This window comes from Aliiroseovarius sediminilitoris (assembly GCF_900109955.1).
In the GTDB taxonomy this organism is placed as follows: Bacteria; Pseudomonadota; Alphaproteobacteria; order Rhodobacterales; family Rhodobacteraceae; genus Aliiroseovarius; species Aliiroseovarius sediminilitoris.
Genome location: NZ_FOJB01000003.1, coordinates 11,988 through 27,825, shown reverse-complemented (window position 1 = coordinate 27,825; position 15,838 = coordinate 11,988). Strand labels below are relative to the sequence as shown.

General features: G+C 56.9%; 16 protein-coding genes. 14 read left to right on the top strand and 2 right to left on the bottom strand.

Annotation, left to right across the window (positions count from 1 at the left end):
- From BMY55_RS16080 to BMY55_RS16040, 11 genes are all read left to right on the top strand, one after another.
- A complete protein-coding gene (locus BMY55_RS16080; protein WP_245744798.1) occupies positions 1-873 on the top strand; it encodes a hypothetical protein in 873 nt (290 codons plus the stop codon).
- Between the two features lie 157 nt (positions 874-1,030).
- Positions 1,031-1,171 carry a hypothetical protein gene (locus BMY55_RS16960; RefSeq protein WP_177179405.1) on the top strand — a complete coding sequence of 47 codons (141 nt, stop codon included), beginning with the start codon at positions 1,031-1,033 and terminating at the stop codon, positions 1,169-1,171.
- Complete coding sequence (locus BMY55_RS16075) at positions 1,171-2,601, top strand: GMC oxidoreductase (RefSeq protein ID WP_322787740.1); 1,431 nt, start codon at positions 1,171-1,173, stop codon at positions 2,599-2,601. The genes BMY55_RS16960 and BMY55_RS16075 overlap by 1 nt, the downstream gene beginning before the upstream one ends.
- 36 nt (positions 2,602-2,637) lie before the next feature.
- Positions 2,638-3,624, top strand: a complete 987-nt coding sequence (locus BMY55_RS16070; protein ID WP_091433323.1) for an acyltransferase family protein — start codon at positions 2,638-2,640, stop codon at positions 3,622-3,624.
- Between the two features lie 37 nt (positions 3,625-3,661).
- Positions 3,662-4,192 carry a dTDP-4-dehydrorhamnose 3,5-epimerase gene (gene rfbC / locus BMY55_RS16065; protein ID WP_091433322.1) on the top strand — a complete coding sequence of 177 codons (531 nt, stop codon included), beginning with the start codon at positions 3,662-3,664 and terminating at the stop codon, positions 4,190-4,192.
- A gap of 38 nt (positions 4,193-4,230) precedes the next feature.
- Positions 4,231-5,175, top strand: coding sequence for an NAD-dependent epimerase/dehydratase family protein (locus BMY55_RS16060; RefSeq protein ID WP_091433319.1), 945 nt, complete (start codon positions 4,231-4,233; stop codon positions 5,173-5,175).
- Positions 5,172-6,485 (top strand): protoporphyrinogen/coproporphyrinogen oxidase, encoded by a 1,314-nt coding sequence (locus BMY55_RS16055; protein ID WP_091433317.1) that lies wholly within the window; start codon positions 5,172-5,174, stop codon positions 6,483-6,485. Before BMY55_RS16060 ends, BMY55_RS16055 begins: the two co-directional genes overlap by 4 nt.
- 298 nt (positions 6,486-6,783) lie before the next feature.
- Entirely contained in the window at positions 6,784-8,214 is a 1,431-nt protein-coding gene (locus BMY55_RS16050) for a GMC oxidoreductase (protein ID WP_091433314.1), read from the top strand.
- Between the two features lie 2 nt (positions 8,215-8,216).
- Positions 8,217-8,405 (top strand): hypothetical protein, encoded by a 189-nt coding sequence (locus tag BMY55_RS16825; RefSeq protein ID WP_143064357.1) that lies wholly within the window; start codon positions 8,217-8,219, stop codon positions 8,403-8,405.
- A gap of 20 nt (positions 8,406-8,425) precedes the next feature.
- Positions 8,426-9,337, top strand: a complete 912-nt coding sequence (locus BMY55_RS16045; RefSeq protein ID WP_218142264.1) for a sugar phosphate nucleotidyltransferase — start codon at positions 8,426-8,428, stop codon at positions 9,335-9,337.
- Entirely contained in the window at positions 9,264-10,262 is a 999-nt protein-coding gene (locus BMY55_RS16040) for an NAD-dependent epimerase/dehydratase family protein (protein ID WP_218142263.1), read from the top strand. The genes BMY55_RS16045 and BMY55_RS16040 overlap by 74 nt, the downstream gene beginning before the upstream one ends.
- Positions 10,263-10,299: 37 nt before the next feature.
- On the opposite strand, the gene BMY55_RS16035 is transcribed toward BMY55_RS16040, so the two are convergent.
- Positions 10,300-11,286, bottom strand: coding sequence for a glycosyltransferase (locus BMY55_RS16035; RefSeq protein WP_177179404.1), 987 nt, complete (start codon positions 11,284-11,286; stop codon positions 10,300-10,302).
- Positions 11,287-11,736: 450 nt separating this feature from the next.
- Positions 11,737-12,867: an NAD(P)/FAD-dependent oxidoreductase gene (locus BMY55_RS16030; RefSeq protein WP_091433305.1), complete on the bottom strand. Its 1,131-nt coding sequence runs from the start codon at positions 12,865-12,867 to the stop codon at positions 11,737-11,739.
- 133 nt (positions 12,868-13,000) lie between these two features.
- Between BMY55_RS16030 and BMY55_RS16025 the strand changes: the two genes are divergently transcribed.
- The 3 genes from BMY55_RS16025 to BMY55_RS16015 all read left to right on the top strand — a co-directional run bounded on the left by BMY55_RS16025 (position 13,001) and on the right by BMY55_RS16015 (position 15,732).
- Entirely contained in the window at positions 13,001-13,306 is a 306-nt protein-coding gene (locus BMY55_RS16025; protein WP_091433302.1) for a hypothetical protein, read from the top strand.
- Between the two features lie 4 nt (positions 13,307-13,310).
- Complete coding sequence (locus tag BMY55_RS16020) at positions 13,311-14,942, top strand: hypothetical protein (protein ID WP_091433299.1); 1,632 nt, start codon at positions 13,311-13,313, stop codon at positions 14,940-14,942.
- 220 nt (positions 14,943-15,162) lie between these two features.
- Positions 15,163-15,732, top strand: a complete 570-nt coding sequence (locus tag BMY55_RS16015; RefSeq protein WP_091433296.1) for a VPLPA-CTERM sorting domain-containing protein — start codon at positions 15,163-15,165, stop codon at positions 15,730-15,732.
- The last annotated feature ends 106 nt before the right edge of the window (positions 15,733-15,838 follow it).

Here is a 15,838-nt window from a genome sequence, read left to right as displayed (position 1 = left end):
GTGCCGGACACCAACGATCTGACGATTTTCTACATCGTCGAACCGCCGGATTACGAGATCATGGCGTGCAACCTTCTGGCTTCGATCCGAACTCATTTCCCGGCCTCGGTGACGGCCGTGGGCTACTGCCCTGAACACCGTTATGACGACCTGCACCCGGCAGTGCATCGAGCCCACGAAATGATGGGGGCAGAACTGCGGACCTTTTCAACCAAAGATCGCTTTGACCCTGCTTATCCGCATGGCAACAAAATGTTGGCCGCGTTGGAAAAACGCGACAGCGCCTTCTCGATGTTCGTGGATTCGGATGTGTTGTTTATCCGCGACAACACGCCCGAGAATATCGTCAAGCAGGGGCACGTGTCCTGTTCCATGGCCGCCTCGATGCTGTGGGCAGAACAGTCGGTCTGGGATGTCATCTATGGCGCGCTTGACATGCCGATCCCGTCTGAGCGTTACCCGCTGATGCGCCGCAGCAAGGGGGCTGTCATTCCTTATTTCAGTGCAGGTCTTGTGGCCTTTCCCGAACACGACACGGGCCAGGGACGTTTCCCGGATGTGTGGTATGACACCGCGCAGATAGTCGACAGCGTCGAGACATTGGAAAAACGCCGACCGTATCTTGACCAGATGACCCTGCCTGCCGCTATTCGCAGGGCGGGGCTTGACTGGAACATCCTGCCAGAGGAACAGCATTTTATTTTGGGCGGCAAACTGCGCGGGCGTTCCTTGCCCACAGATCTAGAGATCTATACGATCCATTACCGCAATGCCCGTAACCTGAAAGACAGTGGATATTTGAAAACCGCGCGCCGCTATCTCAATGCACATACCGGCCAGAAATTTGTGCGGCGGTTGGTTGAAAATACATAGAGCCGAACCCGCTGTTCATCGGATTTGCCACATCATGTATGGCTGATAAGGATGATTATGTTATATTTGTAACAGGCTTGCGCGCGCTAATATCTTGATTTCTAATGGATTGGTGGATAGACTTCATACAGTTATTAACTTGAAACATTTATTTGACATGAAGAAAAAGAACTTGGCTTCCAGCATCAAACGCCGGTCGTTCCTTCGGCTCGCTATCCATTTGCCGCTCTGCCTGATGGTGGGTGGGGCTGTGCTGAACACCCGAAATGGTTGGGTTCTCAGAAAGGACGACATCTAGTGTTTGTTCCCGAAACGTCGCCAGTATCGACTTCGGTTGATCCGGTCGACGTTTGCGTGATCGGGTCTGGACCGGCGGGAATGACCCTGGCGATCAAGTTGGCTGACTCTGGCCAGCGCGTCGCATTGGTCGAGGCTGGCAGCCTGGAATATGACGACTGGTCACAGGAACAGTACGAAGGCACTGTGGTCGGGGATCCTTACCACGATCTTGATAACGCGCGATTGCGGATGCTTGGCGGGTCATCGAACCATTGGGCGGGCCATTGCATTCCGTTGGAGCCCGAGGATTTCCTGTCGCGGGGCGCTGACGACAACACAGGCTGGCCAATCGACATCGGCGATATCTCTCCTTTTTTGGACGAGGCCTGTGAAATTCTTGAAATCCCCAATGATTTCCAAGACGCGGCCTATACCGACACGATCCGCAAGACCCGGTTTCAGTGGAGCCCGCCAGTCGTGTTCAACGAGAAATATTACGCCGATATCGCGCAATCCGCCAATTTGACGACTTATTTGGGCAGCACGCTGGTCGGGGTTGACCACGACGGGCAGCGATTGACCGCAGCCCGGCTTCAGCGGCGCGGCGGCGAGGAGTTTCGCCTGCCTGCCCGCACCTTCGCGCTCTGCACTGGTGGGATCGAAAATTCACGTCTTCTGCTCTGGCTTAACGCCCAGAACAACAACGCCCTTGTGCCCAACCACGATCTGATCGGGCGCTACTGGACCGAACATCCCCACGCACAGCTGGGCGAAGTGCTGTTTGAAGACCTGCCCCCGGATTTCTTCTATAATGACGAGGCAACCTTTTCGCTGACCCGCGCCCGGCAGGATCAAAGCGGCGTCTTCAACGCTGCGCTTCAGGTCGAGCGATATTCTTACAGCCGCACAAAAAAGTTGGTGGCAGATGTCGCCTGCATCGCCCCGGCCCTTGGATCGCGCCTATTCGAAGCGTTGGGGAAAAAGCTTGTCTGCGGCGCGCGTTTGCAGGGGCAGTGGGAACAGGCGCCGGTTGCGGAAAACCGCGTGGTGCTGGCGTCCTCGGCCCGCGATGCGTTCGGCATCCCACGACCGGAGCTTCATTGGCGCCGCAGTGAAACGGATCGGACCACAATCGTAGAGACAGTACGAATATTTGCCAATGAACTGGCCCAAACCGGCAAAGGCCGTGTGCGTCTGGCCGATTGGATTGTCGATGATGGCCCGATTCCGGATGACGGTATGATGGCGATCTGGCATCATATGGGGGGCACTCGGATGAGCCGCAATCCCGCGCGCGGCATCACGGACAAAGACCTGAAAGTGCACGGGTTAGAGAACCTCTATATTGGCGGATCATCAGTGTATCCGACCGGGGGGGGTTACGCCAATCCGACCCTGACGATTGTGCAGTTGTCGCTTCGGTTGGCGGCACATCTGACCCGCGCCTGAAGGGTCTGAACAAGATTATCAGATAGGACCCAAGTGATGACCTTGGCAAACGCTTTCGGCCCCGGATTCTTTCGCCTCGTGTTGGCAGGGTTCGTGATGCTCAGTCACATCTCGGCCCTGAATGTCGGCGAACCTGCGGTCTTCGTCTTTTTCATGCTCAGCGGTTATTGGGTGTCGTTGATGTATCTGAACAAATATGCCCATCACCCGCAGCCATTACGCGTCTTTTACCTGTCACGCTTTCTGCGCGTCTGGCCCTCTTACGCGGCGGCTGTGGTGTTGAGCATTCTTGCCACCGGTCTGGTGACGGGCAACACGCCATATCAACTCCTTGCGGGCCTTCCGCTGTTTGGCGTCGCCTCGCACGGGTTGGATGCGCTGAACGTATCGTGGGCGCTGGATATCGAGCTTCAGTTCTATCTGTTTTTGCCGTTCACGTTGGTCGCGGTCAGGGTTTGGTCGCCCTGGGTGGTGATCACTTTGTCAATGCTGGGTGCGGTTGTTGGGTGGTGGCTGTATCTGACCATCGGCCTGAAAACCGTGCTGTGTTACCTGCCGATGTTTGCGGCTGGAATGCTGCTCGCAATCCGCGATACCACCTTCAGCAAACGGTTCGTCACCCTGTCAACGCTGGTGTTTATCATCGTCATCGCGGTGTTTTTTGCCAATGACACGCTTCGCGCATTCTTCATCAAAACCCGACCCAGCCCGTTCAACGAAGAATGGATGACAATGGCTTTGATGCTGTTGCTGCTGCCCTTCGTTGCTTGGAACGTGCGGCAGAAATCGGGATGGCTGGACGCGCATTTCGGCAACCTGTCCTACACTGTCTATCTGTTGCACTTCCCGGTGATCGCATTGGTCACAAAGCTGATGGGAGGCGGGCTGACACCGACCGAAAAATTGATTTTACCATTGGCCGTCGCGGTCGTTTCTGTTTTCTTCTACAGTATCGTTGATCGTCCCAGCGAAGCGTTTCGTCGCCGGGTGATGAAAAAGCAATTTGGAAAAGTGCCAGCCTAGCACTGGCGGGAAAAGTTATTGAACACAGGACAGGTGCATGAAATTTCACGAAACCCCCCTTAAAGGCGCGTTTGTCGTCGATCTGGAAGAAATATCCGATGATCGCGGCCATTTCGCCCGTGCTTTCTGCGCGGACGAGTTCAAGGCGCACGGGCTGAAGCCCGACATTGCCCAGATCAATCTGTCCTTCAACGAAAAGAAGGGCACAATTCGCGGGCTGCATTACCAGACCCCGCCAGCGGCCGAGGCCAAGTTCCTGCGCTGCATTTCGGGCGCTCTTTATGACGTGATCGTTGACTTGCGCCCCGACAGCCCCACTTTTCGCCAGCATTTCGGGATCGAACTGTCGGCCATAAACCGCACAGCGATCTATGTGCCCGAGATGTTCGCCCATGGCTATCTTGCCCTGACAGATGGCGCGCAAGCCTATTATTCGGCAAGCGAGTTCTATACACCGGGGGTTGAGGGCGGGTTGCGGTATGACGACCCGGCCCTTGGGATCAACTGGCCCATCCCCGTCGAGGTTGTCAGCGAAAAAGACGCGCAATGGCCGCTTATCGCTGAATAGCCCTTAAATAACCCCATTTTGCAGCAAATTAGGTTTTCATGGATTCGAAGTTGAACAATGCTCAGACAGTCCTCGTGACCGGGGCGACCGGGTTTATCGGGGCTGCGTGTCTGCCAAAACTGACCGATGCCGGGTTTGCGGTCATCGGCACTTATCGCGGCGACACACCCCCTGCCCCGCGCGATGGCGTCACTTGGATCCGGGCCGATCTGTCGGACGCCGCCGATATTGACGCGGTGATGACGCAACACCGACCCAGCCATCTGTTGGCGCTGGCGTGGTATATGGGGCCGGGCAACCAGCAATCGCGCGAGAACTTCCGCTGGCTCAGCCGTTCAATCGACCTGCTGGCGGCCTTTGCGGACGCCGGCGGCACGCGCGTCACCTTCTGCGGTTCGTGCATGGAATATGACTGGAGCCAGCCCGTCACACTGAACGAGCGCACCACCCCCCTGCGCCCCGACACGCCCTATGGCGCGGCGAAGGCGGCACTGTTCTCGGCGTTCGGCTCTATGTGCGACACGCTTGACTTGTCCGGGTCATGGGCCAGACCGTTCTTTTTGTATGGGCCGGGCGAAAACCCACGACGATTGGCGGCCGATGTGGTCGTCTCCCTGCTTGAAGGGCGCGAGGCGCTGTGCACCCATGGCCAGCAGGCCCGCGATTTTCTGCATGTGGACGACGTGGCCGACGCGATGGTGCGCCTTCTGCAAAGCGATCTGACCGGACCGGTGAATATCGGCAGCGGCGCGGCGATCCCCCTGGCGACATTGATCAACGAGATTGGCCGCCAAACCGGCGCCGCCGACCTGATCCGTCTTGGCGCGCGCGAGGCCCGCCCTGGCGACCCGCCTCTGGTCGAAGCCGACATCACCCGTCTGCACGACGAACTGGGCTGGACCCCGACATTCGATTTGGAAACAGGAGTGGCCGATACCATCGACTGGTGGCGTCACGAATTGAAGAAAGAACAAGCGATATGAGCGATCAGAACATTGTCATTCTTGGGTCGGGCATGGCCGGTCTTGGCGCGGCCCATCATTTCCATGGCGCGGGTATTTCAACGCGTATGTATGACAAGAACGACTATCCCGGCGGACACACCGCGACCTTCGTGCATGACACCGGGTTCATCTTCGATGACGGCCCGCATATCTCGTTTTCCAAGGACGGACGGTTTCAAGAACTGTTTTCCGACAACGTGGACGGCAAGTTCGAGAAGCTGAACGCCTATGTGAACAATTATTATCACGGCGCATGGGTCAAGCACCCTGCGCAGGCCAACCTGCACAACCTGCCAGACGAGTTGAAGACCCAGTGCATCCTGGACTTTATCGAAGCATCGAAAAAAGATGTCGTCGAAAAGCCTGCCAATTACCTCGAATGGCTGATTTCAGTGTTTGGCGAGACCTTCGCCACCCATTTCCCCGCCGTCTACGGCAAGAAATACCACACCGTCGATGCCGACCAGATGAGCACCGTCTGGATGGGTCCGCGCCTGTATCGCCCCTCGATGGAAGAGGTCATCCGCGGCGCCGTCTTCGCTGAAACGCCGGATGTGCATTATATCTCGGACTTCCGCTATCCGACCGAGGGCGGGTTCATCTCATACCTCAAGCCGTTCATGGAAAAGACCGACATGCGGCTGGAACATAAGGTCATCGCGATCGACCCCAAGGCGCGGACCGTCGAATTTGCCAATGGCGTGGTTGAAAGCTACGACCACCTGGTGTCGTCGATCCCCCTGCCCGACCTGATCCCGATGGTCAAAGGCGCACCCGATCACGTGCGCGAGGCGGCGGCCAAACTGGCCTGCACCACCTGTATCACCGTCAATATCGGGCTGGCGCGCGACGATTTCACCCCGGCCACCTGGACCTATATCTATGACGAAGATATCTGCTTCACCCGCCTCAGTTTCCCGCACAAGATGTCACACAAGACGTGCCCGCCGGGCTGCGGGTCGATCCAGGCCGAGTGCTATTATTCGCACAAATACCGCCCCGTCGATGTCACCCCGGACGAGTTGATCCAGCCGGTGATCGACGATTTGGTGAAGATCGGCCTGATCCGCGAGGACGAAGAAATCCTGCACACCGACGCCCGCCTGATTCCGCACGCCAACATCATCTTCGACCTCGATCGCGAAACCGCGCTGCCGATCGTGCATGATTGGCTGAACAGCGTCGATATCAACTATGTCGGTCGGTTCGGTGAATGGGGCTATCAGTGGACGGACGAGGCGTTCAAATCCGGCGAACGCGGTGCCCGTCAGGTGATTGAAAAGATGTAGATGCGCGTTTCGGACCAGTTTGGCGTGTTCGTTCAACCGCTATACTATTGCGGATGTTGGCAATTTCCTGTTTCCGCAAGAGTATGCTACGTTAAAGGTCGCATGGTCCAAAGAATGCCACCTTCAACAGTGGACGCTGGTGGGCGAGGGTAATTTTAATTGAAGAGCCGGACGCCCGATATTTTGATGGCGCCAGGGAAACAAAGCACAACTTGTCGTTTTATAACAATATTATTTTAGCAAAGCACGCCTGAACAGCGAACGTGGCGTCCATTTTAGTCCGAGGGAGGGTTTTCAGATGTTTATCAATGCCAAAGATTTCCCCCGAACCCACATCGAAACAGCGCGGGTCTGCATTTTCGGATCTGGCCCTGCTGGTATGACACTGGCACATGAACTGGCCGAGGCCGGCATTGATGTCCTGCTGGTCGAAGCAGGCGGGGAAGAGGTCGAGGATGCCTCGCAGGCGCTTTATCAGGGCGCCGTTCTAGGGGACGAGTATTTCGACCTTGAATATGCCCGGCTGCGCTATTTTGGCGGCACGTCGGGGCATTGGGGTGGCATCTGCCGTCCGCTTGATCCATCGGATTTTCAGGAAAACCTCGTGGCCCCCGGGACCGGCTGGCCGATCGCGTCGGACGCTCTGCTACCTTACCTGAAACCCGCCGCCGAGGTTCTGGAAATTCCCGGAATTTTTAACGATCAGTCTCTTGGTGATACTCTACGTCGCACCAAGTTCGAATACAGCCCGCCCGTCAGGTTTGGCGAGAAATACCGCCCCTATGCCGATTCCAGCGAAAACCTGCGGGTTGTCCTGAACACGGCGCTGACCAACCTGACATCGGATGCGGGCCGCATTCAAAGCGCAACCGTTCAGACCATGCAAGGCACACGCTGGACCATCGAAGCCGACTACTTCGTGCTCTGCGCCGGGGGCATCGAAAACTCGCGCTTGCTTCTGTGGATAAACGAACAGAACGACAGAAAGATCATCAGGAACCACGATGGGATAGGCCGCTATTGGATGGAGCATTTTACCATGAGCGTCGCCGAAGTCATCGCCGACGCAGACGCCCTTGGACCGGACGAGGAGGGGCAGGCACGTTTCGCACTCAGCCCCGCGGCGCAACGGGAAAACGGCGTGCTCAATGCCTCGTTCGAGGTGAACCCAAATGCCTATACCGGCACGCGTGCCCTGATCGCAGACCTTCTGTGCATCGCGCCAAAGCTGGGCCAACGGCTGATGGGCGACAAGAAGTTGGTCTGCGGTGCGCGCATCATGGGTTATTGGGAACAGGCACCGACCGCCGACAATCGCGTGGCGCTTGGCGACGAAAAGGACGCGCTTGGCATCCCAAAAGTGGTGCTTCATTGGCAAAGGTCTGGGATCGACCGAAAGACCATCGCACGCTCGGTTCAGGCATTGGCGCAGGCGTTTGCGGATCTGGATATCGGGCGTGTGCGCCTGTTCGACTGGGTGTTGGACGACAACCTGCCGCTGCCCGCCGACGGGGTCATCGCGAGTTGGCATCACATGGGCGGCACACGGATGAGCGCCGACCCTGCCACCGGAGTTGTTGACGCAAACCTGAGGGTTCACGATCAGGACAACCTCTATATCGGCGGATCATCGGTGTTTGCCTCGGGCGGCTTTGCCAATCCAACATTGACAATCGTTCAGTTGTCACTCCGGTTGGCCGATCACCTGAAAAAACAATTGAGCGTTTAGTCATGCACAAAACCGACCTTCGCGCCCCCCCAACGAATTTTACGCTTAAGCGTCACACGCACAGCATTCACGGCAAAAAAACGTTGCCAGAGACGGTTATCGCTCCAATAGTTGTGCTGTCGGTTTGGAACGTCGATACAGTCAAGCGACTTAAGCAAATTGTCGGCGGCGGTCAGGTTTCATTTGGTTAAGATTTCTTGAGGAGGTAATTTTGAAAACGGTAATTTTTGCGGGTGGTAAAGGGTCGAGATTGATCGAAGAAACCCGCGTCCGACCAAAACCGCTGGTCGAGGTCGCGAACCGACCGATCCTGTGGCACATCATGCAGCATTATTCGACCTATGGGCATCATGATTTTGTGCTGGCGCTTGGCTATATGGGCGACCAGATCAAGAAATACGTGTCTGATCTGTGCCAGTATAGCGGCAATCTGCGGGTGGATTTTGCCAATCGCGAACTGTTTGGCGAACCCGAGGGGAACGGACATGATCAAGCCCCCATTCCGCCCTGGACCATCGACCTGATTGATACCGGTATTGATACCATGACCGGCGGCCGTCTTGCGCGGCTTGAGCCTTATCTGGGCGGCGAGACATTCATGCTGACCTATGGTGATGGCGTCTCGAATGTCGATATCGACGCATTGGTCGCGTATCACAAATCACATGGTAAACTCGCCACCATGACCATGGTGCGTCCCCTGACAACTTTCGGACATTTGTCGGTTGAAGAGGACGGGCAGGTCAACGGGTTCGAAGAAAAACCGGAAACTGCCGTGGATTGGATCAATGGCGGTTTCTTTGTTCTGGAACCAGAAGTGTTTCAGGCCGTCGCAGATGTGAATGGCGACGAAATCATGTGGGAAGAAGGCCCGCTGCCCAAGCTCATGGAAATGGGTGAATTGATGGCATACCGCCATCCGGGTTTCTGGTATTGTATGGATCACCTGGCGGACAAACGCCGGCTTGAGGAGATGTGGAAAAATGGTAACAGACCCTGGGCAACATGGGAAAACACGGAAGGTTCTTCTAACGGGGCATCTCGGCTACGTGGGGACGGTCACCGCCCCGGTATTGGCCGCGGCGGGAATCCAGGTGACTGGGTGCGATATAAATCTCTTTGATCAGGCTGATTTTCCGCCGGGCGGCGATCTGCCCGACATCCCCAATCTGGGCAAGGACATTCGCGACCTGACGGTCGATGATCTGCGGGGTTTTGATGCAGTCGTGCATCTGGCCGCGCTGTCCAACGATCCGTTGGGACAGTTGCGGCCCGGTCTGACCCAGGCGATCAACCACGAAGGCACCGTGCATGTCGCACGCTGCGCGAAAGAGGCAGGCGTGTCCCGCTTCGTCTTTGCCTCGTCCTGTTCGAACTATGGCAAGGCGGGCGAAGGCCTGGTGGACGAAGGCGGCAAGCTGAACCCGCAGACCGATTACGGCGTGTCCAAGGTGCTGGCAGAACGCGATCTGAAACCGTTGGCAGATGACGATTTCTGCCCGGTCTTCCTGCGGTTCGCCACCGCCTATGGGGTCAGTCCGCGAATGCGGTTCGATATTGTATTGAACAACCTGATTGCGCACGCGTTCACCACCGGCAAGATCATGATGATGTCGGATGGCACGCCGTGGCGGCCCATCATCCATGTCGAGGATATGGCCCGCGCCTTCCTGGCTGCTCTTGATGCCGATGCCGACGCGATCCGGGGCGAGGCCTTCAATGTCTGCCGCACGGAAAACAACTATCAGATCAAGGAACTGGCCGAGATTGTGGCCGACACCGTCGATGGGTCCGAGATCGACTATGCGTCTGATGCGGGACCGGACAACCGATCATATCGCGTCAGTTCAGCGAAGATCGAACGGTTGATCCCGGGGTTTGAACCGATCTGGGACGCCAAGCGCGGGGCACAACAGTTGTATGACGCCGTCAAGTCCTATGGTCTTGTGACCGACGATTTCGAGGGCCGCAAATACAAGCGATTGGCTCAATTGGAAGCGCTGGTTGCCGAAGGACGGCTGGACGAAGAATTCCGCGTCGTCGGTTAGCAACCCGTCAAACAGGACCGACAGGTCAGGCGATCACTTAGGTGGTCGCCTTCTCTTTTGTCTGTTCTGCCATCTTGACGCGTTCTGCCAACGCGGCACGACGAGCCTCCAATTTGGGGTGCGTGGGCAACCCGGCAAGCTCCAACACCTTTTCCCATCGGTTAAGATGATCGTGGTGCTTCAAGCATTGGGTGATATTGCGCTGTCGGATCTTGGCAAGCCGCTTTGGGTCTTTCTCAAGCGCGGCGATGATGTCGCCGATATTCGGGCAATCATACGGTGTCTCGATCACGGCGTCTTCCCAACCCAGATGCTTTCGGAACGCATCGCTGTCGATGTGGTTTCCCAACACAACGGCACCTGCCGCCAAGCCTTCCAGATACCGCAGTCCGAACTCGACCTGCCGGCCACGCTCTTCGGTCCGTTCCACTTTCGCGATGTATGAGAAAAAGTATTTCGCCCTTTTGAGCTGTCCGATGTAGTTATCTCTGTGCGCGCGATAGTCCTGCATGATCGCACGGCCAGAGATTGTTTCATACGAATAGAACGTCCCGGTTTTGTCCGCAAAATCAATTAGGGCTTTATGAGTGTTCGCATGGCCCACGCCGATGCTCAGCATGTCAATTGCGCGGTGCGGCGGATTGGGATAGGGGCAAAAGCGCATCATGTCCACGCCCCACGGCAGATACAGAACCGGAACGTTCAACCGCTCGCGCAAGACCTGTGCTGTTTCGACAAACGAGCAGATCACATGGTCAAACGTATTCAGTTGATCCACAAGGGCGGGGATTTGGTCCAGCCGCTGTAGCCAAAGCTCTTGTATCCAACAAATCGCCTTGGAAGACCGGGTTCTCCAACCTTTCAGGGAAGACAGGAAATGAAGGTCTTCCAGATGTGCGATGCTGTAAAAGAAAAGGTCATAGTCCTGCGAGAATTCGACCGACTTCAGCCCTGATGGCAATTGCAGCGCCTTCCCGACGCGTGCTGACAGATATCGCTTGGCTTTGATAAGCGGCCACGACATTTGCAGGGGATCGGGAGTGAAAAGCGTCGCATCATCCAAGCCCCGAGCAATAGCATCTTCAAATTCATAGCCGTGTGAACGGGAAACGTGGTTCTCATTATTTCTTAGTGAAAACAATGCGATACGCGCTGAATGTGACTCTTGTCCCATGCTAGAGAGCACCACCCCTGATCACCGAGGCTACACGGGTCGCAATTGCTCGCTGAATTCTCGACGGATTGACGGCACCGGATGTATGCATGGTAAGACCTCGGGTTGACAACAAAGTGTTCTAAAATCTATTTCGCGCTGTTAAACAGTGCTCTGGCAACAATAATTTTTCGCCGAGCATCTCTTTTTAATAAGCGCCTCACAGCTTTTCGGCAAGTATCTTGTCACCGATGTCCTCTGAATGCTGCCCGTGTATAACTTGATTATGTGTGGTCGATGGATGCAAACGACCTGCCCCGGTCAACCCTCGTCGGTCAGCAGATCAGCGACATGTTGCGCGATCGAAAGACAAGAGGTTAAGCCGGGTGATTCAATCCCATAAAGAAACACATGCTGCCCAAGGCCGTGATCGTTTGGCCCCTTGATACAGAAATCTGGATACGCAGCACCCGCCAACTTGGGGCGAACCCCGGAATAGCCGGGAACAAGGTCGGCATCGGTGATCGCGGGCCAGTATTGCCGGATCGCGTCCGCAAACGCACCACGCCGGTCGGTGCTGACGGCATAGTCGATCTGCGCGGGATCGTTTGACCCCAACCACTCTGTGTCCGGCCCGAATTTCGCCTGCCCCCCCATGTCCAGCGTCAGGTGAACGCCCAGCCCGCCATCACGTGGCACCGGATAGATAAGGGTCGAAAACGGTGCCTTGCGCCCCAGCCGAAAATAGTTGCCTTTCACAAGGGACAGTTCGGGCGGCGGCGGCAGGCCGTCGATGGCGCGCATCAGTTCCGAAGACCACAGCCCGGCGGCATTCACGAAAGACCGCGCACGCAACCGCAGAGGTTCATCGCCATTGATTTCAAGGGTGATCCGACCATCCGACCCCAACGCCCCACCGGTGATGGGTGCGCGCAGGGCGGTCGTGGTGCCGTGTGCCTCGGCCTCGCCCAGCAGGGCCAGCATCAGGGCGTGACTGTCCACGATCCCGGTCGACGGCGACCACAGCGCCGCCTTCACGTTCAGCTCTGGCTCCATCTCCAACGCCTCGGCGGCACTCAGGGGTCGCAGGTCGCTGACGCCGTTCATCGCCGCGCGCTCGGCGATGCCCGCAAGGCGCGGCACCTCGTCTTGCAAAGCTGCAACAATCAGCTTGCCACAACGTCGATGGGGCACACCTCTGTCGGCACAATACCTATACAAAAGCGCCTTGCCACGCACGCAATGGTGCGCTTTCAACGAGCCTTGGTCGTAATAGATGCCTGCGTGGATGACTTCGGAATTGCGGGCGCTGGTCTCTTCGCCGATCTGGGCGTTCTTCTCAAGCAGCCAGACCTCGCGCCCGGCCAGAGACAGCGCGCGGGCAATCGCGATGCCGATCACGCCACCCCCCGCAACCACCGTGTCAACGTCATAAGTATCCAAGGCGTTCATGGTCGTGGCTTATCCCCGTGGTGGTCGATGGCGGGCGGATGCCATGTCGGCACAAGGCAAAAGCCCGCGTTTATAGTATTATGACCACATTACCTTGTGATTCTGTTCTATTTTATTTGAGAAGCCGCATCTTATGCCAGCCACGCCGACGACCGATCTGACCTGTGCAACATCGTCCGGGCACCCCCGGGTCGGAGACCCGACCGCCCCCGGCTGGGTGATCTGGATCATCAACGGCCAGCGCGGATCGCTATCGGATATCTGGTTGGCCCTGTCGGGACTTGCCGCGCTGGGGTTGTTCGAGCTGTTTCACGTCGCCGATAGCGGCGCGTTGGATGCGCGTTCGCGGGTGTATGAAATCACGGGGCCATTCCTGATGACTGCGGCTGTGGGGCAAGGCTGGCGATTGCGCGGCCACCGCCCTCTGCTGGATCGGTGATGTCATGTGGGCGGCTGGCGGAATATCCCCCGTTCCGGTCCTTGTCGCAGGGCTGTTTCTGTCCGTCGCTTCGCCAGCCTGGGCGCAGAACGAGGCGTGGAGCCTGGGCGAAACCGATCCCGCCCCTGTGGTGGTCAATGGCGGCGTCGCCTATCTTGCGCCGGTGCATCTGCCCCCACCGCCGCTGACCGACCGCCCGACCGTCCGGGTCACATTTCCCACCCTGACCAACGCCCCAGTCCTTGGGCCCAAAAAGAAAAAACGCGGCCATCAGTTGCTTGCGCAACTGGTCGCGCAGGGCAAGGCGGCAGGCAATCGCGGCGACCTGTACGACAATCGCGATCGGGGCCATTCCCGATTGAATGTGAAGGCTCACCCACAGCTGACCGAGTTGCTGTATCACCCGGTGTTGCGGGATCAGAATATAGATTATGGCGCCGCCGTCGGACTGTTGTTCGATGTCCCGGTGATCGGCAATTCCTCGACCGCTTTGACGGCTGGCCCGTTTGCGCGCTCCGTGCCGCGAATGGTTCTGACAGGGATGCAGCCCGTTGGGGCCGAGGCCCTATATCAGAATTACGTGAACGGGCAGATCCACGTCTATCCGTCCTATCGAGATCATGAACCCGGCGGAAAGGACATGCTTCCGGCCAATACACCCTATTACATCATTTCTCAGGGGTCGTCCGGCTCGGATCAACCGCATTTGGAAGCCTTGGCGATGATCCTTGCCGCATTTCGCCCCGATACAAAGGCGCGATTGATGGAAACGGGATTGTTGGCATCGACGGTTCAGATGGTGTTTCGTCGAAGTCGCAATCAGGTGCGCGAACGTGGGGCCTATCTGGCCGCTGTCGCCCACCCCACGGCGTTCCCGGCTGAGGGGATCAACCTTGAACGATTGGTTGCCCTCGCCAACGCCATACAGCCTGACAATATCCCGCCGATGGTCCAACTGTCGGTTCTGGAGGAACCCGAGAACCAACCGGGGGTCGACGTGTTTGGCGATGGTCTGTCCGAACGGTTGTTTGATACGCCTTCAGCGATCGCGCGTGTTTGGCGCAGTCATCGCTACAAACGCGAAATGGTTTTGTCCGCCAAAGACACCGTCGACCCCAATGGCCGCCCCCTGACCTTCAATTGGGTGCTTTTGCGCGGCGACCGCAGGCAGGTCACTATCGCACCACTGGACGACACCGGAACCTCGGCGCGGATCACGATTGGCTGGCAGGGGCCCAGTATTGTCGCCGGATCGGATGATGTGTCATCCAGTCGTGTCGATATTGCAGTGATCGCTTACAACGGGGTCTATGACAGCGCACCGGCATTCCTGTCGGTTCTGCTTCCCGATCATGAAACGCGCTACTACTCACCGGGGCCAGAGGCAGATATGCGAATCACCCGGCTGGTGCGCACAGCTCGGGACGGTCAAATCTTTGACCCTGTTGTGTTTCCCAGAACAGACTGGGCTGATGATTTCACTTATGATGGGACATCACTGACGGGCTGGGTGCGGCGGTCCGAGTTTGGAGAGCAGAGCTTTGATGCAGAAGGAAAAACCGGTGGAAAACAGCCTCGTTACCCAATTGTCGAGGGCGTCGATGGCCTGCCTGCGGTTGTCCAGCAAACCCAGTAATCACGCACTCATTGTTTCGTTTTCGTATACAGTTTGAACCTACCGCCCGAACAAGCCACGACTATACAATTGAAAAGTCTCATTCTTGCCTTATTCGGCACAAAATTGCCTAAATTCTGAGTGACACCGGCTTTATCACATGATAGCTTTTCCTTGGTGGTGTATTTTTTGAACGAGTGAGCTTGGGTTTATTTGAGCAATTCATAAGAAGGGTAAGAGTATGAAAAAACTTCTAGCAACTACAGCTGTTGTGGGCATGATGGCGACCGCCGCCAGTGCTGCAACGGTTGTTGATCTAAGAACCGGGGGCGACGTGACTTCGCTGGGCCAGTATGGCTCATTCTCGTCGGGAACGGTTTCGGGCAATATCGACCCGTGGCGTTGGGGTCCAACCAATGACTATCTGACTCAGACTTCTGCGGGTCTTGGTGTTACCGGGTTTCTCGACTCCAATTCGCAATTGGATGGGCTTGTTGATGAAGCCATTACATTCACCTTCGACCGTGCGGTGCGCCTGGTGTCGGTGACATTCTCGTATTTCAGCGGAAGCGATGACGCTGACATTTATGTCAATGGCGTTAAAGTCGCCGATGAATCCAACAGCAACCCCTATTACTTCGGGAAGCCGGTTGCGACGTCGTTTACGGTCGCTGCTGACGGAATCTTCGACAACTTCCGCATCAAGAGCTTCAAGGTCGCACCAGTTCCGCTGCCGGCTGCTGGCTTCCTGCTGCTTGGCGGTCTGGCCGGTCTTGGCGCACTGTCGCGCAAGCGTAAAAAAGCCGCCTGATCAGCACGATCATGCGTCAGAAAAAAGGGCCGATTTCTCGGCCCTTTTTTATTTCTGTAACACTTTTGACAGTAATATGACGCCGGACAGAACAGCGATTGTCTGC

Coding starts and splice junctions, on each gene's coding strand:
- BMY55_RS16020 (WP_091433299.1), top strand. CDS start 13,311: ATGTGGGCGGCTGGCGGAATATCCCCCGTTCCGGTCCTTGTCGCAGGG.
- BMY55_RS16050 (WP_091433314.1), top strand. CDS start 6,784: ATGTTTATCAATGCCAAAGATTTCCCCCGAACCCACATCGAAACAGCG.
- BMY55_RS16060 (WP_091433319.1), top strand. CDS start 4,231: ATGGATTCGAAGTTGAACAATGCTCAGACAGTCCTCGTGACCGGGGCG.
- BMY55_RS16015 (WP_091433296.1), top strand. CDS start 15,163: ATGAAAAAACTTCTAGCAACTACAGCTGTTGTGGGCATGATGGCGACC.
- rfbC (WP_091433322.1), top strand. CDS start 3,662: ATGAAATTTCACGAAACCCCCCTTAAAGGCGCGTTTGTCGTCGATCTG.
- BMY55_RS16030 (WP_091433305.1), bottom strand. CDS start 12,867: ATGAACGCCTTGGATACTTATGACGTTGACACGGTGGTTGCGGGGGGT.
- BMY55_RS16825 (WP_143064357.1), top strand. CDS start 8,217: ATGCACAAAACCGACCTTCGCGCCCCCCCAACGAATTTTACGCTTAAG.
- BMY55_RS16960 (WP_177179405.1), top strand. CDS start 1,031: ATGAAGAAAAAGAACTTGGCTTCCAGCATCAAACGCCGGTCGTTCCTT.
- BMY55_RS16070 (WP_091433323.1), top strand. CDS start 2,638: ATGACCTTGGCAAACGCTTTCGGCCCCGGATTCTTTCGCCTCGTGTTG.
- BMY55_RS16055 (WP_091433317.1), top strand. CDS start 5,172: ATGAGCGATCAGAACATTGTCATTCTTGGGTCGGGCATGGCCGGTCTT.
- BMY55_RS16035 (WP_177179404.1), bottom strand. CDS start 11,286: ATGTCGTGGCCGCTTATCAAAGCCAAGCGATATCTGTCAGCACGCGTC.
- BMY55_RS16025 (WP_091433302.1), top strand. CDS start 13,001: ATGCCAGCCACGCCGACGACCGATCTGACCTGTGCAACATCGTCCGGG.